General features: G+C 45.1%; 15 protein-coding genes and 4 tRNA genes. 8 read left to right on the forward strand and 11 right to left on the reverse strand.

Translation table 11 applies throughout. The annotated features are described in order from the left end of the window. Positions 1 to 205: 205 nt before the first annotated feature. The 3 genes from nrdA to yfaE all read left to right on the forward strand — a co-directional run bounded on the left by nrdA (position 206) and on the right by yfaE (position 4,003). Positions 206 to 2,488: a class 1a ribonucleoside-diphosphate reductase subunit alpha gene (nrdA, locus tag HRQ85_RS11940; protein WP_017060992.1), complete on the forward strand. Its 2,283-nt coding sequence runs from the start codon at positions 206 to 208 to the stop codon at positions 2,486 to 2,488. A gap of 103 nt (positions 2,489 to 2,591) precedes the next feature. Beyond that, positions 2,592 to 3,725, forward strand: a complete 1,134-nt coding sequence (gene nrdB / locus HRQ85_RS11945; protein ID WP_017063554.1) for a class Ia ribonucleoside-diphosphate reductase subunit beta — start codon at positions 2,592 to 2,594, stop codon at positions 3,723 to 3,725. Then, complete coding sequence (gene yfaE / locus HRQ85_RS11950; RefSeq protein ID WP_048659582.1) at positions 3,725 to 4,003, forward strand: class I ribonucleotide reductase maintenance protein YfaE; 279 nt, start codon at positions 3,725 to 3,727, stop codon at positions 4,001 to 4,003. The genes nrdB and yfaE overlap by 1 nt, the downstream gene beginning before the upstream one ends. Before the next feature lie 172 nt (positions 4,004 to 4,175). On the opposite strand, the gene napF is transcribed toward yfaE, so the two are convergent. Together napF and HRQ85_RS11960 are read right to left on the reverse strand one after the other, a co-directional pair. Continuing rightward, on the reverse strand, positions 4,176 to 4,691 hold the full coding sequence (gene napF / locus HRQ85_RS11955) for a ferredoxin-type protein NapF (protein ID WP_050653718.1): 516 nt from the start codon (positions 4,689 to 4,691) through the stop codon (positions 4,176 to 4,178). After that, a complete protein-coding gene (locus HRQ85_RS11960; RefSeq protein WP_172379707.1) occupies positions 4,691 to 5,257 on the reverse strand; it encodes a TorD/DmsD family molecular chaperone in 567 nt (188 codons plus the stop codon). The genes napF and HRQ85_RS11960 overlap by 1 nt, the downstream gene beginning before the upstream one ends. Positions 5,258 to 5,455: 198 nt before the next feature. Here HRQ85_RS11960 and HRQ85_RS11965 point away from each other — a divergent pair, with 198 nt between their 5' ends. From HRQ85_RS11965 to HRQ85_RS11975, 3 genes are read left to right on the forward strand one after another with little or no spacing between them, the layout of a single operon-like run. After that, positions 5,456 to 7,894, forward strand: coding sequence for a DmsA/YnfE/YnfF family dimethyl sulfoxide reductase (locus HRQ85_RS11965; protein WP_172379708.1), 2,439 nt, complete (start codon positions 5,456 to 5,458; stop codon positions 7,892 to 7,894). Positions 7,895 to 7,905: 11 nt separating this feature from the next. Then, complete coding sequence (locus HRQ85_RS11970; RefSeq protein ID WP_004733360.1) at positions 7,906 to 8,526, forward strand: DMSO/selenate family reductase complex B subunit; 621 nt, start codon at positions 7,906 to 7,908, stop codon at positions 8,524 to 8,526. A gap of 1 nt (position 8,527) precedes the next feature. Next, positions 8,528 to 9,373 carry a dimethyl sulfoxide reductase anchor subunit family protein gene (locus HRQ85_RS11975; protein WP_048613147.1) on the forward strand — a complete coding sequence of 282 codons (846 nt, stop codon included), beginning with the start codon at positions 8,528 to 8,530 and terminating at the stop codon, positions 9,371 to 9,373. A gap of 174 nt (positions 9,374 to 9,547) precedes the next feature. Here the strand turns inward: HRQ85_RS11975 and HRQ85_RS11980 are convergent, their stop codons facing one another. Beyond that, positions 9,548 to 10,786 carry a CinA family nicotinamide mononucleotide deamidase-related protein gene (locus tag HRQ85_RS11980; RefSeq protein WP_081231417.1) on the reverse strand — a complete coding sequence of 413 codons (1,239 nt, stop codon included), beginning with the start codon at positions 10,784 to 10,786 and terminating at the stop codon, positions 9,548 to 9,550. Positions 10,787 to 10,996: 210 nt separating this feature from the next. Between HRQ85_RS11980 and HRQ85_RS11985 the strand changes: the two genes are divergently transcribed. Together HRQ85_RS11985 and HRQ85_RS11990 are read left to right on the forward strand one after the other, a co-directional pair. After that, entirely contained in the window at positions 10,997 to 11,905 is a 909-nt protein-coding gene (locus HRQ85_RS11985) for a DUF3943 domain-containing protein (protein ID WP_050646058.1), read from the forward strand. 267 nt (positions 11,906 to 12,172) lie between these two features. Next, entirely contained in the window at positions 12,173 to 12,685 is a 513-nt protein-coding gene (locus tag HRQ85_RS11990) for a glycine cleavage system protein R (RefSeq protein ID WP_050646057.1), read from the forward strand. Positions 12,686 to 12,758: 73 nt separating this feature from the next. On the opposite strand, the gene nspC is transcribed toward HRQ85_RS11990, so the two are convergent. The 8 genes from nspC to pgsA form a co-directional block, all read right to left on the reverse strand. Further along, the gene (gene nspC, locus HRQ85_RS11995) at positions 12,759 to 13,892 is read right to left on the reverse strand and encodes a carboxynorspermidine decarboxylase (protein WP_172379709.1); all 1,134 of its coding nucleotides are present in this window, start codon (positions 13,890 to 13,892) and stop codon (positions 12,759 to 12,761) included. 172 nt (positions 13,893 to 14,064) lie between these two features. Beyond that, a complete protein-coding gene (locus HRQ85_RS12000; RefSeq protein WP_050621275.1) occupies positions 14,065 to 15,315 on the reverse strand; it encodes a carboxynorspermidine synthase in 1,251 nt (416 codons plus the stop codon). Between the two features lie 8 nt (positions 15,316 to 15,323). Continuing rightward, complete coding sequence (locus tag HRQ85_RS12005) at positions 15,324 to 18,275, reverse strand: pyridoxal phosphate-dependent class III aminotransferase (RefSeq protein ID WP_172379710.1); 2,952 nt, start codon at positions 18,273 to 18,275, stop codon at positions 15,324 to 15,326. An 860-nt stretch (positions 18,276 to 19,135) separates the two neighbouring features. Continuing rightward, positions 19,136 to 19,211: transfer RNA gene (locus tag HRQ85_RS12010), tRNA-Gly, on the reverse strand. A gap of 32 nt (positions 19,212 to 19,243) precedes the next feature. Beyond that, positions 19,244 to 19,330 (reverse strand) — tRNA-Leu (locus tag HRQ85_RS12015). A gap of 80 nt (positions 19,331 to 19,410) precedes the next feature. Then, a tRNA-Gly gene (locus HRQ85_RS12020) sits at positions 19,411 to 19,486 on the reverse strand. Positions 19,487 to 19,532: 46 nt separating this feature from the next. Next, a tRNA-Cys gene (locus HRQ85_RS12025) sits at positions 19,533 to 19,606 on the reverse strand. 266 nt (positions 19,607 to 19,872) lie between these two features. Then, positions 19,873 to 20,430 (reverse strand): CDP-diacylglycerol--glycerol-3-phosphate 3-phosphatidyltransferase, encoded by a 558-nt coding sequence (gene pgsA, locus HRQ85_RS12030; protein ID WP_017061490.1) that lies wholly within the window; start codon positions 20,428 to 20,430, stop codon positions 19,873 to 19,875. Between the last annotated feature and the right edge of the window lie 2 nt (positions 20,431 to 20,432).

Below are 20,432 nucleotides of genomic sequence, written 5' to 3' on the forward strand. Positions count from 1 at the left end.
CACAAGCAACCCCATTTCTTTACCTTGAAAAATATCAGTTGTAGCACTATCTTGTAACCCAACAAACAAATGACCCCTATATGTTGTGTTTGAACTACAATGTATGGGTAGACCAAGATCACAAAGCCGAAACGTAATTTACAAAATTACACAGAAATACACAAAAACACGGCCTTGTTCAGTTTTGTTAGGGAAATTAAGCAGAATGAACCAACAACTTACTGTTACCAAGCGTAACGGGCGCAAAGAAACGATCGATCTAGAGAAGATCCATCGCGTGATTACATGGGCAGCTGAAGGCTTGCACAATGTTTCTGTATCACAAGTAGAATTGAAAGCTCACATTCAGTTTTACGATGGCATCACCACTACTGACATTCATGAAACTATCATCAAGTCAGCAGCGGATTTAATCTCTGAAGAGACTCCTGATTACCAATATCTAGCAGCACGTCTGTCTGTATTCCACCTACGTAAAAAAGCGTACGGCGAATACGAGCCGCCTGCACTGTATGACCACGTTGCAAAACTGGTTGATATGGGTAAATACGATAGCCACCTTATGGAAGACTACACGAAAGCTGAATTCGAAGAGCTTGACGAGTACATCGACCACAAACGTGACTTAGACTTCTCTTACGCAGCGGTTAAGCAGCTCGAAGGTAAATACTTCGTGCAAAACCGTGTAACGAAAGAAATCTACGAGAGTGCTCAGTTCCTTTACATTTTAGTTGCTGCGTGTCTATTCGCTAAATACCCGAAATCGACTCGTCTTGACTACATCAAACGTTTTTACGACGCATCGTCTACGTTTAAGATTTCTCTGCCTACACCGATCATGTCTGGTGTACGTACGCCTACTCGTCAATTCAGTTCTTGTGTACTGATCGAGTGTGGTGACAGCCTTGATTCAATCAACGCAACAGCAAGCTCAATTGTTCGTTACGTATCTCAACGTGCTGGTATTGGTATCAACGCAGGTCGTATCCGTGCGCTTGGTTCTGAAATCCGTAATGGTGAAGCGTTCCACACCGGCTGTATCCCTTTCTACAAATACTTCCAAACAGCAGTAAAGTGTTGTTCTCAAGGTGGTGTTCGTGGCGGTGCAGCAACAGTGTTCTACCCACTATGGCACGGTGAAGTTCAGTCTCTATTAGTACTGAAAAACAACCGCGGCGTTGAAGAGAACCGTGTTCGTCACATGGATTACGGCGTACAGCTGAACAAGCTTATGTACTCTCGCCTAGTTCAAGGTGGCAACATCAGCCTGTTCTCACCTTCAGACGTACCTGGCCTTTACGATGCGTTCTTCGAAAACCAAGACCGTTTTGAAGAGCTATACGTTAAGTACGAAAACGATCCTTCAGTGAAGCGTGAAACGGTTAAAGCCGTTGAGCTGTTCTCTCTGCTAATGCAAGAACGTGCTTCTACTGGTCGTATCTACATTCAGAACGTAGACCACTGTAATACACACAGCCCATTTGATTCTGAAGTTGCACCTGTTCGTCAATCGAACCTATGTCTAGAAATCGCGCTTCCTACTAAGCCACTTTCTAACGTAGAAGATGACGAAGGCGAAATTGCACTATGTACGCTTTCAGCATTCAACCTTGGCGCAATCAATGAACTGGACGACCTAGCAGAGCTTTCTGAGCTGGTTGTTCGTGCTCTAGATGCTCTTCTTGATTACCAAGACTACCCGCTTCCAGCTGCATACAAGTCGACAATGAACCGTCGTACTTTAGGTGTAGGTGTAATCAACTACGCATACTACCTAGCGAAGAATGGTGTTAAGTACTCTGATGGCAGCGCGAATGGCCTGACTCACCGTACTTTTGAAGCAATTCAATACCACTTGCTAAAAGCATCTGTTGAACTAGCGAAAGAGCAAGGCCGTTGCCCATCTTTCCACGAGACCAACTACGCGAAAGGCCTACTGCCAATCGATACTTACAAAAAAGATATCGACTTAGTATGTGAAGAGCCACTGCATTACGATTGGGATTCTCTACGTGAAGAGATCATGGAGCACGGTCTGCGTAACTCTACGCTAACAGCGCTTATGCCTTCTGAGACATCGTCTCAAATCTCGAACGCGACTAACGGTATCGAGCCACCACGTGGTTACGTATCAGTGAAAGCATCGAAAGACGGCATCCTTAAGCAAGTGGTTCCTGATTTCCTAAATCTTAAAGAGAACTACGAGCTACTTTGGAACATTGGTTCTAACGACGGTTACCTACACCTAGTGGGTATCATGCAAAAATTCGTTGACCAAGCTATCTCTGCAAACACTAACTATGATCCAAGTGTTTACGACAGCGGTAAAGTACCAATGAAGAAGCTGCTTCAAGACCTACTAACAGCGTACAAGTACGGTGTTAAGACGCTTTACTACCATAACACTCGTGATGGTGCTAAAGACGACCAAGGCGATGCAGTTCAAGTGCCGGAAGAAGATTGTGAAGGCGGCGGTTGTAAGATCTAAACCGCAATAAACATTAAGACCCCAGAGAAGAGTTATCTTCTCTGGGTTTAAAGCATTAACAGGGTCCGTTTTATTACGGGTCTTTAAAGGATTTGAGGCATTTATGGCTTACAGTACTTTTTCTCAGCAAAAAAATGACCAACTAAAAGAACCAATGTTCTTGGGTCAGTCGGTAAACGTTGCACGTTACGACCAACAGAAATTCGAAATCTTCGAAAAGCTTATCGAGAAGCAGCTTTCTTTCTTCTGGCGTCCAGAAGAAGTAGACGTGTCTAGCGACCGTATCGACTACAACAAGCTTCCTGAGCATGAAAAGCACATCTTCATCTCTAACTTGAAGTACCAAACGCTTCTAGATTCAATCCAAGGCCGCAGCCCTAACGTTGCCCTACTTCCATTGGTATCTCTACCAGAAGTTGAAACTTGGATTGAGACTTGGTCTTTCTCTGAAACGATTCACTCTCGTTCTTACACGCACATCATCCGTAACATCGTGAATGATCCAGGCGTAGTATTCGACGACATCGTTGAAAACGAAGAGATTCTAAAGCGTGCTAAAGACATCGCTTTCTACTACGACGACCTAATCAAGCTGACGGCTGACTACCACCGCTACGGTGAAGGCAACCACAGCATCAACGGCGAAGACGTTAAGATTTCACTTCACGACCTGAAGAAGAAACTTTACCTATGTCTAATGTCTGTAAACGCACTAGAAGCGATTCGTTTCTACGTAAGTTTCGCATGTTCATTTGCATTCGCTGAACGTGAGCTAATGGAAGGTAACGCGAAGATCATCAAGCTAATCGCTCGTGATGAAGCACTTCACCTTACTGGTACACAGCACATGATCAACTTGCTTCGTAACGGTCAAGATGACTTCGAATTCATGCAGATCGCTGAAGAGTGTAAGCAAGAGTGTTTCGACCTATTCAAAGAAGCGGCTGAGCAAGAAAAAGAGTGGGCAGAATACCTATTCAAAGATGGCTCTATGATTGGTCTAAACAAAGACATACTTTGCCAATACGTTGAGTACATTACCAACATCCGTATGCAGGCTGTTGGTCTAGGTACTGCTTACCCAGCAGCAACGTCGAACCCGATTCCATGGATCAACGCTTGGTTGTCTTCAGATAACGTTCAAGTTGCTCCACAAGAAGCAGAAATCAGTTCTTACCTAGTTGGCCAAATTGACAACGAAGTAAAAGCTGACGACTTTGAAGGATTTGAGCTGTAATGCCAACAATCAAAATCAACAAGCTGACTTCTATTGAATCTAACCCTTCAAACACTCTATTGGAAACAATGGAACAAGCGGGGTTAGAGCCAGAATACAACTGCCGAGATGGCCACTGTGGCGCTTGCCGTTGCACGTTGGATTCTGGAGAGGTCGAGTACGTTGGTTTTGCTATGGCTTACACGCAAGGTAATGAAATATTGCCTTGTATCTGTAAAGCAAAGACTGAGCTATCGCTGAGTAACGTTATTCATAGAAGCAAGCAAAAACGCGCGTAAGCCAACTGGCTTTAAGTCACCTTATTCGAATATCGTCAATAAGAATTAAAAAGGGTCCGCTTCCTTTAGGAATGCGGACCCTTTTCTATTTATGTCTTTAGGTATCGTAAGACGACTCGTCTATCGCTCAACCAACGTCTTCCCGTTGGTTAGTCCATACAAAACCAAACGTTTATTGTTGAGTCAGGTTAAGAGTCACAGAGCCAATATAACAAGCGCTTCGGCACTCTCCACAGCCGTTACACTTATCTTTATCCACTGTAGGCAACTCTCCTACTTCGATGTGTATCGCACCAGCTGAACACGCCGTTTGGCATGCTGAACAGTCCATTTGCATGTAATTATTGCAGCTATCCGCAAAGCTCGGCTTGAGGTCGATATAAGGCGTGACCGTTGGATGAAGTGCACCAGTCAGGCACACTTCAGTGCATTTGTTACACATAGAACAACTGTTGTAATCCAAATTCAGCAGCGCACTGCCCTCTAGCATCTCAATAACGCTATTCGGACACGCTTGCTCACACAGCCCACAGCCGTCGCAAAGACGCTCAAACAGCACCTCATCGACCGCTCTTGGCGGTCTTGCATGCAAGCGCTGTGATATCTCTTCATAATTCGCGGCTGCTTTAACCGGTTTAGAAAGTCGAGTTAAGAAACCGCGTCTATTTGAATTTATTTGTTCAGACATTAGTCGACATATAACTTTTTAGTAGTAACGTTTAAATTATATTCAGATGTTAAGTACTTAAACCAATCTATTACATCAACCGATAGCTTTTTATAAAAAGATAGCTCTGATGCTTTATTTAGTTTTTCTAAATAAACAGAAGACCAATTTAATAAGTGACCTTCGAGCAATTCACCAGCTGAATTAATATTATTATTTTCTAACAAATACGCATGAGCGAATAACATTAAACCAAATTGATCTTCCGGCTCTCTTAACCCAGTGTCTAATTCAATCTGATTCAATTCTAAAAACTGACGATACTCAACCGTAGAAGCGCCGAACACAACGCGGTCTTTATCTAGGTACACAGAACCCCAAGGCGGAGCTGGCATATCCCCAACCCCTTCAAACAGGCGGCTAAACTCTGCTGCGAGCGCATCTTCGTCTTCGCTTCTCAATGCCTGCTGGCACTCTTCAGAGAGCACTTCGCTCTCAACCAAAGCTTCGACAATGGTGATTAACTGTTCTTTACTTGTCGCTTGATAAAATAGCGAACCCAATAATTTATGCGTATCGATAATCATTATTATTTATACCGTTATAGGTTTAAAGATAATTATATTAATTAATCCATTTCATTCTTTGATCTATTTTATACATTCGATTTATAAGATTTAAATTTCGATCTTATTTGATGTTAATCAATCAACATTTATATATTAAAAGACAAAACCAAAACTACCTATAAAGTGCTAGTCATCAATAACAATAGGCATCTTAGAATGACGAATAAGAAAGAATCTGGGGTAATGAATCTTACTCGAAGAGGCTTCATGAAAGCTTCTTCTGCGGTAGGTAGTGCAGCCGCACTTGCGGGCGGTATCGCTTTACCTTTCAAATCCAAACCTGTAGCGGCTGCAGTTGCTGAGAATGTGGATGAGAAAATCGTATGGAGTGCATGTACAGTAAACTGTGGCTCTCGCTGCCCGTTACGTATGCATGTACAAAACGGTGAAATCAAATACGTAGAAACCGACAACACAGGTACTGACGAATACGGTCATCACCAAGTTCGTGCATGTCTACGTGGTCGCTCAATGCGCCGCCGTGTTTACAACCCAGATCGCCTAAAATACCCAATGAAACGTGTTGGTAAACGTGGTGAAGGCAAATTTAAACGCATTAGCTGGGAAGAAGCTTATGATGAAGTCGCTGGTACTATGCAACGCCTTATCAAAGACTACGGCAACGACACTATCTACCTAAACTATGGTACAGGCACCCTTGGCGGTACGGTTACTAAATCTTGGCCACCAGCACAAACGCTAATTGCTCGTCTAATGAACCTAAGTGGTGGTTACCTAAACCACTACGGTGACTACTCAACAGCGCAAATCGCGAAAGGCTTGAGCTACACCTACGGTGGTTGGGCAAACAACAACTCTTTCTCTGACCTAGAGAACACAAAGCTTAATATCCAATTTGGTAACAACCCTGCTGAGACTCGTATGTCTGGCGGCGGTCTGATCCACCACTATGTAGAAAGCAAAAACAAATCGAACGCAAGAACGATCATCATCGACCCTCGCTACACCGATACTGCCGGTGGTCGTGAAGATCAATGGATTCCAATTCGTCCATCTACGGATGCTGCATTGGTAGCAGGTCTTGCACACGTGATGATCACTGAAGACCTTGTCGACCAACCGTTCCTAGACAAATACTGCGTAGGTTACGACGAGAAGACTCTGCCTGCATCAGCGCCTAAAAACAGCGACTACAAATCTTACATCCTAGGTTTAGGTGAAGATGGCGTAGAGAAGACACCAGAGTGGGCTTCTAAGATCACTGGTATTCCAGTTGATACCATCGTTAAGCTTGGTCGTGAAATGGGCACAGCAAAACCGTGTGCTATCCACCAAGGTTGGGGCTTACAACGTACTGCGAACGGCGAGCTAGCGTGTCGTGCAATCGCAATGCTGTCGCTACTCACCGGTTCTGTGGGTGTATCAGGTGGTTCTACAGGTGCTCGTGAAAGTGACATCAACATTCCGTTTGTGCGCTTCCCTACTGTGCCAAACCCAGTTGAAACGTCTATTTCAATGTTCATGTGGACAGACGCGATTTACCGTCACCATGAAATGACCGACATCACTGATGGTGTTCGCGGTGCAGAGCGCCTTAAGAACCCAATCAAGATGATCTGGAACTACGCAGGTAACTGCATCATTAACCAACACTCAGACATCAACAAGACTCACGCGATTCTTCAAGATGAAAGTGCGTGTGAAATGATTGTCGTGGTTGATAACCATATGACTTCTTCAGCGAAATACGCCGATATCATCCTGCCAGACTTAACAACGTCTGAGCAAGATGACTGGTGTATGGACGGTAAAGCGGCGAACATGCCTTACTTCATCTACGCGCAGAAAGCGATTGAGCCTCAGTTTGAAGCGAAATCTATCTACGAGATGTGTACTCAGCTTGCGAAACGAATGGGCGTAGAAAAAGAGTTCACCGAAGGCCGTACTCAAGAGCAATGGATTGAGCACCTTTACGCAGAAACTCGTAAGAACGATCCAACACTGCCAACCTTCGAGGAGATGAAAGAGTTGGGTATCTACAAACGTAGCTATGACCACCACTACATCGCTTACGAAGATTTCCGCAAAGATCCTGAAGCGAATCCACTGACCACACCAAGTGGCAAGATCGAGATCTACTCAGAGCAACTGGCTGATATCGCGAAGACTTGGAAACTGAAAGAAGACGAAGTGATTCACCCTCTTCCGATTTACGCCGATTCTTTTGAAGGCCACAACGACCCACTAGCAGAGAAGTACCCACTTCAGCTAACTGGTTTCCACTACAAGGCTCGTACTCACTCGACTTACGGCAACGTTGCAGAAATCAAAGCAGCAGCACCACAAGAGTTGTGGATCAACCCTATTGATGCTCAAGAGCGCGGTATTAAAAATGGCGACATGGTGAGTATTTTTAACGACCGTGGCGAAGTTCATATTCCAGCGAAAGTGACACCTAGGATCCTTCCTCGAGTTGTCGCACTAGGCGAAGGTGCATGGTACGCACCAGATGGTCAGAAGGTCGACCATGCAGGCTCTATCAACGTGCTGACCACTCAGCGCCCGAGCCCACTTGCTAAGGGCAACCCTCAGCATACAAACCTAGTTCAAATCAAAGCGCTAACGAAAGCATAAGGTAGGTTGGAATGAAACAATACGGCTTTTACATTGATTCAAGTAAATGCACGGGTTGTAAAACCTGTCAGCTTGCTTGTAAAGATTATAACGATCTAGACATCAAAACGAACTACCGTCGCGTGTACGAATACGCAGGTGGTGGCTTCACTCAAGATGGTGATACCTGGGTTCAGAAAGATGTCTTTTCTTACTACCTATCTATCGCTTGTAACCACTGTACTAACCCTGCGTGTGTGAAAGTATGCCCTTCGGGCGCGATGCACAAGCGTGATGAAGACGGTTTGGTTGTGGTTGATGAGAGCGTGTGTATTGGTTGTCAGCACTGTAGTAACGCATGCCCTTACGGCGCACCGCAATACAATGCGAAGAAAGGTCACATGACCAAATGCGATGGTTGTTACCAACGTGTTTCTGAAGGCAAGCAACCTATCTGTGTTGAGTCTTGCCCACTTCGTGCATTGGAGTTTGGTGAAATCAATACACTTCGCGAGAAGTACGGCTCTGGGGCGGATGTGGCTCCACTGCCATCTTCAACAGAAACGCTACCAAACATCGTGATTAAACTGAACAAAAACGCGAAGCCTACTGGCGATACCAGTGGTCACCTAGCAAACCCGAAGGAGGTTTAAGATGATTTTTCATGAGTGGTCTTTAATCTTCTTTACGGTGCTGGCGCAAACTGCGGTTGGTGGTTACTTACTGATTGGCGCACGCGCGCTGGTACTTGGTCATGACGAAGAGAAGCTGAACAGCTACAAGGTTCCAATGTTCATTCTATGGGCATTAATGGGTCTTGGTTTCATGTTCTCGACAACGCACCTTGGTTCGCCACTGCGCGCGTTCAATGCCTTTAACCAGTTAGGTTCTGCTTGGTTGTCTAACGAAGTATTCTTCGGTGCGGCATTCTTCGCAGTAGGCGGCCTGCAATGGTTACTGTCTGTGCTTAAGAAAGGTGGCGTAGCTATCCAGAAAGCACTGATGGTTGGCGCGATGGTACTGGGTGTTATCTTCATGTACGCGATGATCAACGTATACATGATCAACACAGTACCGACGTGGGACAACATCTACACACCACTGAGCTTCATCATGACGATGGTTGTGGGTGGCTTGCTGCTATCTCAGTTCGTGATTGTGTTCGCAAACGACAGTCGCTTTACGGTTGACCGTAACATCACCATGCTGGCTGTTATCGCAGTTGCTATCAGCTTGCTTGTGACAGTAGGAAAACTGAACCTAATCGGTGACATCCAAACTTCAGCGGCAAAAGCGTCGGAGTTAGTCGATGGTTTAGGTAGCTATGTGATTCTTCAAGTGGCACTGCTAATGGCAAGCTTGTTGATTTGGATTCTACCTATGCTGAACAAAGCAAAAGTGAACCCAGTTAACCTTGGCTTAGCACTAGTATTGTTCTTGGCTTCAGAGTTAATCGGCCGTGGTTTGTTCTACAGCCTACATATGACAAGCGGTTTGTAATCGAGTTCTTAGAGATATGAGTTGCGTATAAACATCGCTGCTTGTTTGGTTATCTAGAAGGCTAGATAAACAAAAGGCCCAACACCTATTTAGATGTTGGGCCTTTTTATTTCATTTTTTCTAGCGTTTTTAGTACAGACTTAACGAGTTCACTTACATCGTTAGCTTACATAGCTACTTAATGATAGCCGCTGGAATAAACATATCTTTCAATCGCTTAACCGAAGAGTAAGTACCAAACATCGGCTTATTGTCTAGATGCCTTCTCAGCATATCGGCGGCGACGGTCTTAATCACGTTGCGTTGGTCTTCACGCGAGTACTGACGATAAAACTCAAGTACCTGACCCCACTCGCCTGCTTCAGTCGACAATGCAACGCTGAATGTGTTGCCTTCCAGCTTACCAGTCACCAAAGCCAATTCGGTTCCGCACTTCTCTCTTGTTGCTCCAGCCAGAGCAAAGGTCGCGGCTAATGGATCGCTTTTTTCAAGCTCGCTCTCTTTTGGCTCAGCCATCACCCACGAGTGTCCGAAGCAATCTTCTATCTGCTCATTCAACTGCAGCCACGCTGACAGTGAACCTTTGGTCGACACTTCAGACACAGATAACGTCTTCTTTTTTTCCGCCATGATGTGTCCAATATGGTCAATCATCGGCTCATCGACACTAACGACATTACTCTCTAGCAGCTTGTAAACCATCTGCAGAAGCTTAACGCGAGTTTCTAGGTCTGCCTTAGGACCAAACAGTTTAACCTCAATGAATGGCAGATAAGAGCGATAACCCAACTCATAACCTTCTGGCAGCTTTAGTTGGTCCAAAACATCAGAGATACCAGACTCAGACAAACCAAACGTAAACAGTCGACTGCATTCAGAGGCAACCACTTGAGGGTAGGTACGCGACAAGTCAGGAAGAATCTCAAACGTGACCATGCGTTTGAACTCACTCGGTACACCCGGCGTGAAATAGAAAGTCGCATCGTTGATTTTCAGTTTGAAGCCACAAGCCGTCCCCACAGGGTTATCGACAATATCTGAACTCGCAGGTAACAAAGCTTGTTTAAGATTGCTGTCAGGCATGGGCATGCCACGTCCGGAGAACATCTCTTCCATACGAGAAAGCCATTCAGGGAACATGACGAGTTTCTGCTCAGAAGCCGTTGCAGCGGCTGCAGCACTCATATCATCGGTTGTTGGCCCTAGACCACCATTAACGATAACCACATCATAGTTAAAGCTCAGCATCAACAGTTCTTCAACAAGAGCATTCATTTGATCACCCACAGTTGAGCGCTTAGCAAGAGCAAAACCATGCTGATAAAACTCACCAGACATCCAAGCTGCGTTTGTATCTACAATGTCTCCATGAAGAACTTCTTCACCTGTACTTAACATTGCGATTTTCGTCATATTTCTATCCCTTGTTGTCATAAAAAGACACTGCATTATTTACAAACTGGTCTATGGTTGAATTTGGAGCAATTCGCCTTTTCACTAATATTAATAATGTTAAACCTAAGGTTTTCTTAGGAAAAGCTATAAATTATTAGTTCCCTAAATCAGGCATTTAATAGATAATTGTGACCCTGATCAATTCCAAACTTTCTCATGGAGACCCTTGTGGCCAAATCACCGTTACTAGCAAAGGTTACTGCTGCATTTTCAATGCTAATGTCAGTTAACTCGGTTGCAAGCCAATACGACTTCGACCAGCCAATCAACCTTTCTTACTCGGATGAATGTGCTCAAGATTACTGTTTTAATGACAACTTGTATACCTACAAGCCTAGTACCAATTACGCACTGAGCGAATCGAGTGATGAGTACGACTTCTCAATCCAACAACCAAAACACATGTTGGTGAGCCAGGAGAAAGATTGGGATTACCTAATGGGTCAAACCTACACCATTCTAGGCTTAAGTGTCGCGACAGTGGGTCTAATGACTCTGCTCCCTGAAAGTATTACTAAGTGGGATGATGACCAACGTGATATCAGCTCATTAGGTAAAAAGTGGAAAGATAACGTTTCTGAAGGCCCAGTATGGGACCGTGACGAACACTTCCTAAACTACGTAATGCACCCATATTTCGGTGGTGTTTACTACACCGCAGCTCGACACGCAGGTTACGACGAGTTTGAGTCATTCTTATACTCTTGGACTATGTCGACGTTCTTCTGGGAATACGGCGTAGAAGCGTTTGCTGAAGTACCTTCATGGCAAGATCTCTTCATCACACCTTTCTTCGGTGCGGTTGTGGGTGAAATAATGCTAGAAACCGAGCAAGATATCATTGCTTCAGGTGGCGAAGTGATGGGCTCTCAAACGATGGGTGATGTGTCGCTATTCTTCCTTAACCCTGTTGGTCATATTCATTACTGGGTAAGTGATGCATGGGGCGGTGACGCAGAAGTGAACCTGAATACTAACCCTTGGTGGGATAACCAAGACGCTGCGCGTTTTGCTTACGATGCTGGCGCACCATACGACTCTCAGTTTGTTGGTATGAACTTCAAAGTAACGTTCTAATTCGTCTCTAGTATTACTCAATATAAATTATTGAATATAAGTTGCTGGATCATCAATCACAGTGACAATTCTTCTAAAAAGCGGCTCTCTAGCCGCTTTTTTTGTGCCCTACTCTTCATTCTCTTTTTTTGCATCGAAGCTTAGTTTCAAAAATTGACCTAGGTCAAACATTGTTCGATGTAACCTTCTACACTGAAATTAAAGAACTTTATCGCGTGATATCAAACATTTAATTAGCAAAGAATAATTGAAACCTTGGGGGCTGATATGAACAGTACATTTATCGTAAACTTTATCGGAAAAGCATCACCAGCAACAATCAAACAGCTTGCTGCGGTTACTCACGAAAACGACGGCAAATGGCTCATCAGTAAAGTGAACTTTATTGAAGACCAAGTCGCTGGCGTACTAAAGGTTCAACTTCCAGCCATCAACGAATCGATTGTCAAAGAAGCGTTTAGCGCCAATCCGGATCTCATCGTGCAGTTTGTCGATTCCGATCATACGCACAATGCTCAAGACACAATCCATCACCTAAGACTCGATTCTAACGACCGAGCAGGTATCGTCAACGAAGTGACTCATGTATTGGATAGACAAGGGATCAGCATTCTCGATATGGACTGTCACCGCGTCTTTATCGCTGGTGGCGGCGGTGTTAGCTCAAGCCTATTCACATCAAAAATCGCCGTTAAACTGCCAATCGAAGTACAGATCGATGATGTGGTCAATGAACTCGAAACGCTCAGTGAAGATACTCGAGTGATGATTGAAAGCTAAATAAACAAAATTGAAGAACAAAAAAGAGCAGCTCATTGGCTGCTCTTTTTATTGTTCTGAAGATATGACTCAGTTACTTAACTGACCACTGTGACAAAGAACGTTTGAAGTCTTCATAGCCAAATTCATTTAGCTTCTGAACTTCGCCACTGCTACGTTCGCAGTAGATTGATGGCATTTTAAGGCCATTGAACCAGTTCAGTTTCACCATGGTGTAGCCGGCACTGTCTAACAGGTGTAGCTTTTGACCAATCTTAAGTGGCTCATCAAAGCTCGCTTCGCAGAACTGATCGCCCGCAAGACATGAACATGAACCAATCACATAGTCGTGACTGCTTGTTTCTGAGGCTTCCAATACTGATGCTGGCTCATTGTAGATAAGCGTGTCAAGGCGGTGCGCCTCAGTCGCTGAATCCACAATCGCTGTTTTCTTCACGTTCTCAACAATATCGACCACTGTTACAACTAGGTCGGTTGTTTTAGTGATGATCGCTTCACCCGGCTCAAGATACATCTGCACACCGTGCTTTTCAGAGAAGGCTTTCAGCGAAAGACCGAGTTTTTCGATGTCATAGCCAGGCCATGTGAAGAACACACCTCCGCCCATGCTCACCCAGTCCAACTTATCTAAGTGCTCACCAAACTGTTCTGAGATTGAATCAAGCAGGCCGATAAACGCATCGACGTCTTTGTTCTCACAGTTCATGTGGAACATCACACCATTAATCTCATCGAAAATTTCTGGTTTGATGTGGTCAGCTTGCACGCCCAAACGCGAGAATTGACGTGCTGGATTCGCCAAGTCTTGCCCTGCGTAGCTCACGCCCGGATTTAAACGTAAACCCAGTGAAGCTTTACCTTCAACAATATGACGGTAAGCAGCAAGTTGGCTTTGAGAGTTGAAGATCATCTTGTCGCAAATATCCGCGACTTCTCTCACGTCATCTTCGCTGTAACCGACACTGTATGCGTGCGTCTCACCACCAAAGGTTTCGTGGCCAAGTTTCACTTCGTATGGACCAGAGCTCGTCGTGCCATCGAGGTAAGGTTTGATGATGTCAAACACACCCCATGTCGAGAAACACTTGAGTGCCAATACCAACTTCACACCTGAAACCTCTTTCAGCTGCTTAGCTATCTCTAAATTCGCGATCAACTTATCTTCGTTGATCATGAAATAAGGCGTTTTTAGTTCGTTGTTTTGCATGTTAATACCTTGCGGCCGTCGAGTTCACGAAGGCACATGATAATCGAACAAAGCCGACGCAACAGCATCGGCTTGTAATTATACGTTCTCGTCAATCATATGACTTTGAATGGAATTCGCAGAGCTTTGCCCTTGTCGCTAGGACAACGCGACGAGGGCAAAGAGCCAGAAATTACTTCAAAGTGTGGATCAGAGGTAGACCGGCTGTCGGCTCTAGCTCTTGAACGTGCCAGTCTAGACCGATTTCAGGCATAGTTGCTAGAAATGGGTCTGGGTTTAGCTGTTCCATGTTGAACACGCCTTTATCAGCCCATTCGCCACGGAAGAACTGAAGTGCAGCGGTAATTGCTGGGACACCTGTTGTGTAAGAGATCGCTTGGTGCTCTACGTCTTCGTAAGCCACTTCGTGGTCTGCGTTATTGTAGATGAATACACTGCGCTCTTTACCGTCTTTCTTACCTTGAACCCAAGTACCGATACACGTTAAACCTGTGTAACCCGGAGCCAGAGATGTTGGATCCGGCAGTAGTGCTTTAAGAACATGCAGAGGCTGAACCACAGTGCCATCGTGCAGTGTTAGCGGATCTGGGCTAAGAAGACCGATATCACGCATGCAGTTGAAGTAGTTCAAGTATGCATCACCAAAGCCCATCCAGAATTCGATACGCTTAGCTGGGATGAACTCTTTCATTGAACGAACTTCATCGTGCGCCATTGAGTAAACTTTGTGAGAACCACAGTTCGGGAATTCAAACTCAAGCATACGAGAGTGACAAGGTACTTGTTTCCACTCTTCATTTTCCCAGTAGAAAGAGTCGCCTTGGATCTCAAGCATGTTCGTTTCTGGGTCAAAGTTTGTCGCAAACTTCTTGCCGTGGTCGCCAGCATTCACGTCCATTACGTCAATTGAGTCAATCTCATCGAACAAGTGCTTAACCGCGTACGCAGCAAAGATTGATACCACGCCTGGATCGAAACCAGCACCAAGAATACCTGTGATGCCCGCTTCAGCGAACTTCTCACGGTAGCCCCACTGCCAATCGTAAGCTTGTGGTACTTGTTGGCCTTCAGAACATAGGTCAACCGCTACCGATGTATCTAAGTAAGAAACTTTAGATTGGTAACATGCTTCCATGATTGCCATGTTTACCCAAGGAGGACCAGCGTTGATCACTAGATCCGGCTGAACTTCTTTAATCAAAGCAACAAGCGCATCAACATCATCAGCGTCTACTGAACGTGCTTCTAGTTTCTTAGTTGAATCTTTAAGGTTGTTTTTGCCCTTGATAGATTCGATGATTTTTTCACACTTCGCGATTGTGCGAGAAGCGATTGTGATATCACCCAGTACTTCGTTATTTTGTGCTGCTTTGTGTGCAACAACCCAACCAACGCCGCCTGCACCAATTTGTAGAATAGCCATAGTTTTAATTACCCTTGTTGTTCTGCTAGCTCAATAGCTAAAGTTTGAATTTTGTTAATTAGAGATTTGAAATCTGATGTCGTTAAGCACGGATTCAAGATAGTGAATTTCAGCGCGCTTTTACCGTCAACGACCGTTTCGCCAAGCACGGCAACACCACGAGTCAGAGCTTCCAGTCTTAACGTTTGATTCAGTTTGTCTAAATCTAGCTCACCGTTTGCTGATTGCCCATTGCGAGGTACCGATCGGAACAGCACAGTAGACAGTGACGGCTCAGCAAGCAGTTCAAAATCGTCTTGGTTTTGAATTAGGTCTGCAACTTGAAGCGTCTGCTCTAGAAGATGATCGTACATATCACCCAGCTGCTTTGGCCCAACGCTTTGCATCGTCATGAAGACTTTCAATGCATCAAAGCGCTTGGTGGTCGCAATAGACTTATCGACAAGATTTGGCAGCTCATCGTGCTCGCGATTCAAGTAGTCTGCGTGATGCAGTAGGTACTTAAAGTTCGCTTTGTCTTTCAGCAACACAGCACCACAGCTGATTGTTTGAAAGAACAACTTGTGGAAATCAACGCTGACAGAGTCCGCTTTCTCGATGCCTTTCAGGCGAGCTTTATGGCTACTTAAGATAAGCGCGCCACCGTAAGCACTGTCGACATGGAACCAAAGATCTTGTTGGTTGGCGATGTCAGCAATCGCTTCAAGGTCATCAATAGCACCGTGATCGGTCGTACCCGCAGTACCGACAACAGCAAAAGGAATCAACCCTTGTGCTTTAAGCGCTTTCACTTCTGCATCTAACAAGTCAGGCTTGATAGTGCCGTTTGCATTGGTGTCAACACAGCACACTGCCGCTTCGCCTAGCCCTAGTAGAGAGGCTGACTTCTGAACCGTGAAGTGAGATTTCTTTGAACATAAGATACGCAGCTTGCTCGCGTATTCTGGTAAGCCTAGCTTTTGGATAGAATGACCATTGTGCTTATCCGCAACCCAGTCTCTCGCAAGCAATAAACCCATTAAGTTACTTTGCGTACCGCCGCTGGTGAAAACACCGTCTGCTTGTGCGCCAAGTTGGTATTTGTCGCACATCCAATCCACCACACGCTGCTCAACATAAGTCGCAGCCGATGCTTGGTCCCAAGAATCCATTGATTGATTCAACGCCGCAATAATCGATTCCGCTGCTACCGAAGCCATAAGAGGAGGAGTGTGAAGGTGTGCAATACAGTCTGGGTGTTGCACGAAGATGGAGTTTGCAGCGACAAGGTCTGCAGTGCTATCTACAACATCAACCAAAGCGTGTTGATTGTTATCGAGGTCGACAGCATTGATAGCTGCTTCTAACACTTTTGGATCTAAACCCGAATAAGGGGTTTCAACCTGTTCAAAAACCGCTTTCATCGCTTGAGTGGTTTGGTTCATCACGTTAGCAAATTCGTTGCTACCGCCTAAACCTGTCTGGATGAAATGCTTGTTCCATTCTTGGTTTGCTTGTTCGCTTGAAGTTGGGTCTTGTTGTAAACCACCACCTGCTGCGATGATCGCTTCTTCCATGACGCGCAATGCAAAGTCAATCTGCTCAAAAGAGATAATCATTGGCGGAAGGAAACGAATGACCGAACCATCACGACCACCCTTTTCAACCATCAAGCCACGCTCTAGTGCTGCTCGTTGAATAGCTAGGGTCAGTTCGCCGTCTGATTTCGGCTCACCAAATTTGTTAAGTTCGCCGTTTGGTTGCTTGATCTCAGCGCCAAGCATTAGACCTTTACCACGAACTTCAGCAATACAGTTCACGCGAGATTGAATCTTCTCTAACCCGTGACGTAGGTATTGGCCTGCAATGTTTGCGTGTTCAACCAAACCATCTCGCTCGATGATTTCTAACGCTTTCGCACCAGACACCATTGCTAGTTGGTTACCACGGAAAGTACCCGTGTGCTCACCCGCTTTCCATGTATCGATACTTTTATCGAACACAAGCAGCGACATAGGCAATCCGCCACCAATCGCTTTAGACAAGCATAAGATATCAGGGTTAACGCCTGACTCTTCAAACGCAAATCGATGACCCGTTTTACCCACACCACACTGAATTTCATCAAAAATCAGTAGTATACCGTGCTCGTCACAGATGCGACGTAGGCCTTGTAACCAAGATGCTGGAGCAGGAATCACACCGCCCTCACCTTGCACAGGTTCAACGATCATCGCTGCTGGTTTCATGATGCCAGACTCGTCATCGTTCAACATACGCTCGATGTAACGAATGCTCGCGTTGGCACCCGCTTCACCACCAATGCCAAACGGGCAGCGTAGGTTGTATGGGAAAGGCATGAAATGTACGTCAGACATCAAGCCGCTACGACGCTCTTTAGTGCCGAGGTTACCCATCATGCCCATGGTGCCGTTGGTCATGCCATGATAAGCACCACGGAAAGCAAACATGGTGTTGCGACCTGTGGTTTGCTTAGCGAGCTTGATCGCGGCTTCCACAGCGTCAGCACCCGATGGGCCACAGAATTGAAGAACCGAGTTATTTGAAAAGTCTTGAGGAAGAAAAGCTTTAACTCGCTTGATAAACGTCTCTTTTGCTTGAGTCGTGATATCAAGTGTTTGGTATGGCAAACCAGAATCGAGCTGGTCTTTAAGTGCTTGGTTAATCTCAGGGTGGTTGTAACCCAGAGAAAGTGTACCTGCACCGGCTAAGCAATCGAGAAAGAGTTGGCCACGAGTATCTTCAACTAAAGCGCCACATGCTCGTTTAATAGCAATAGGTAAGCGTCTTGGGTAAGAGCGAACATCCGACTCATGCTGTTCTTGCTCTAGCAAAATAGCGTCAGGTGTTAGGTCGTACGTTCCCTCTAAGATAGGAACCATAGTTGAAAATGAATTTGCGATAGTATTGATATCGACTTCAAAGGCGGTAGTCATAAAAGTCCCCTTGAATGTGTTCATACTCACCTCCATCAGACGCAATTACCCACCAACTCTCGTTAAATTTGGAGAGAGTTCATAGCGAAGCACGCGTATTGTCTAGAAATGAGATATAGCTGTACGCTCGCATAAGTCAAATGACGAATACGAAATTAAGCCGTCTTAAGACAGCGATAAATTGTTAGCGTGAGCTCAAGGTTCAGTAATGCTACTGTTTTGAAGAATTGGACATTTTTGCAGGATCGGGCAGCTATGAGGAGCTGGTCCCTTTGGAAATGCAGAGCTGATTAGCAATGTTGTAATTAGTGTGTTCAATGTTGGGTTTCCCATTAACATGGCGAACTGCGCCATAAGTATCCCGTCTATCAGCTAAAGGACTAGCCAATACCTACCCTACGTAATGTCCCAATCAGCAAGAATGGTCACTACGCGTATCCCCCAGAAGCAATCGTTGCTCTTCTTGAACATTGTTCATTCCGAGATTGCGCGGGAAAGTAACATAAAGTGAAATGAACGACCAATAGTTTTTAATAATAGCTTGATAAATAGCAGCGGTGGCTAAGCAATTGCTGCAAATATCGTCAACACTAAGTTTAGGAAAGAGATCCCCGGTTCATTCGTTCCTCACGCCCGAGGATGACGACGTGTGGTTATAAACGTTGCTAGATAAGCTTTGAGCCATGGTACCTTTCCGTCATTCCCTAGCACGAGGAACGAGTTCATAGGGAATCTCGCTTTTAAAAACGAACTTGATTGCGAAATTTTGAGATAGAAATAGAAATAAATTTTGAGTGCGGGTTCAAACAAGAAGAGTACTGACACGTAAAAGCTATACGCCAGAAACCAAAAAGCCCGAACATTTCTGTTCGGGCTTCTTAATTTGGAGCGATACATCGGGTTCGAACCGATGACCTCAACCTTGGCAAGGTTGCGCTCTACCAACTGAGCTAGTATCGCATTTGCTTTATCAAGATAAAGACTTTAATAGATGGTGCCCCGGGCCGGACTTGAACCGGCACAGCGCGAACGCCGAGGGATTTTAAATCCCTTGTGTCTACCAATTCCACCACCAGGGCACGCAATTCTTTATTGCGATGCCGATTACTGAAAAGTAAAACACCATCTTAATGCTGACGCCAATCAACATTACAAAATTTGGAGCGATACATCGGGTTCGAACCGATGACCTCAACCTTGGCAAGGTTGCGCTCTACCAACTGAGCTAGTATCGCATTTTCATTCTTAATATCTCTTAACTTATCAAGCTAAGAAAAAGAATGGAGGCGCCTCCCGGAGTCGAACCGAGGTCCACGGATTTGCAATCCGCTGCATAGCCACTCTGCCAAGGCGCCTTAGTAACTCCAATCGAATCGCTCATTGCCATCCTCTTGGGTACGGGATGCATTCTACGGATTCAGACGATTGAGTCAATATTATTTTTGTATTTTTAATTCGTTTGAATAGATTTCATACGAAACAGGCCAAATAGCTGACTTTATGTTCAAAACACACTGTGAGCGGGTTATTCAAAGGAGATCTATATCACATTAGATATCCACTATTGATAATTTAACCTTAGGTTAAAGATCAAAAAAGCGAGCCTCAGCTCGCTTCTTCATCAATGATGTTTTTCGTCTAACAAATCGTCTTTGGCGGCCATCAAGTATTGTGCCATTGACCAGTAAGTAAGTACGGTTGCGACATAGAGCGCAATGTATCCGACCCATACCATCCAATCGTCGTAGCGCCAGATAAGTACCCAAAGGGCGAACATCTGAGAAACCGTTTTTACTTTACCAACCCAAGATACCGCAACACTTGCACGTTTACCGATTTCAGCCATCCATTCACGAAGCGCTGAGATGATGATCTCACGAGCAATCATGGTCACCGCTGGGATAGTTATCCAAATCGAGTGGTAATGCTCAGTAATCAGGATAAGAGCCGTAGCGACCAACACTTTGTCAGCCACAGGGTCAATGAAGGCACCAAAGCGAGACGTTTGCCCTAACTTACGAGCTAGCATGCCATCTAGCCAGTCAGTGAAACCTGCTACCCAAAACACCATCGCAGCAGCGAAAGGAGCCCATTGATAAGGTAGATAGAAAACGACAACGAATACTGGGATCAAAAATAGTCTCAGTAAGGACAAAATGTTAGGTATATTCAAACGCATAT

Source organism: Vibrio sp. Vb339, from assembly GCF_902751245.1.
Classification (GTDB): Bacteria; Pseudomonadota; Gammaproteobacteria; order Enterobacterales; family Vibrionaceae; genus Vibrio; species Vibrio coralliirubri.

Bases quoted from the DNA above. Each gene is read 5' to 3' on its own strand.
- nrdA (WP_017060992.1), top strand. From the start codon at position 206: ATGAACCAACAACTTACTGTTACCAAGCGTAACGGGCGCAAAGAAACG.
- nrdB (WP_017063554.1), top strand. From the start codon at position 2,592: ATGGCTTACAGTACTTTTTCTCAGCAAAAAAATGACCAACTAAAAGAA.
- yfaE (WP_048659582.1), top strand. From the start codon at position 3,725: ATGCCAACAATCAAAATCAACAAGCTGACTTCTATTGAATCTAACCCT.
- napF (WP_050653718.1), bottom strand. From the start codon at position 4,691: ATGTCTGAACAAATAAATTCAAATAGACGCGGTTTCTTAACTCGACTT.
- HRQ85_RS11960 (WP_172379707.1), bottom strand. From the start codon at position 5,257: ATGATTATCGATACGCATAAATTATTGGGTTCGCTATTTTATCAAGCG.
- HRQ85_RS11965 (WP_172379708.1), top strand. From the start codon at position 5,456: ATGACGAATAAGAAAGAATCTGGGGTAATGAATCTTACTCGAAGAGGC.
- HRQ85_RS11970 (WP_004733360.1), top strand. From the start codon at position 7,906: ATGAAACAATACGGCTTTTACATTGATTCAAGTAAATGCACGGGTTGT.
- HRQ85_RS11975 (WP_048613147.1), top strand. From the start codon at position 8,528: ATGATTTTTCATGAGTGGTCTTTAATCTTCTTTACGGTGCTGGCGCAA.
- HRQ85_RS11980 (WP_081231417.1), bottom strand. From the start codon at position 10,786: ATGACGAAAATCGCAATGTTAAGTACAGGTGAAGAAGTTCTTCATGGA.
- HRQ85_RS11990 (WP_050646057.1), top strand. From the start codon at position 12,173: ATGAACAGTACATTTATCGTAAACTTTATCGGAAAAGCATCACCAGCA.
- nspC (WP_172379709.1), bottom strand. From the start codon at position 13,892: ATGCAAAACAACGAACTAAAAACGCCTTATTTCATGATCAACGAAGAT.
- HRQ85_RS12000 (WP_050621275.1), bottom strand. From the start codon at position 15,315: ATGGCTATTCTACAAATTGGTGCAGGCGGCGTTGGTTGGGTTGTTGCA.
- HRQ85_RS12005 (WP_172379710.1), bottom strand. From the start codon at position 18,275: ATGAACACATTCAAGGGGACTTTTATGACTACCGCCTTTGAAGTCGAT.
- pgsA (WP_017061490.1), bottom strand. From the start codon at position 20,430: ATGCGTTTGAATATACCTAACATTTTGTCCTTACTGAGACTATTTTTG.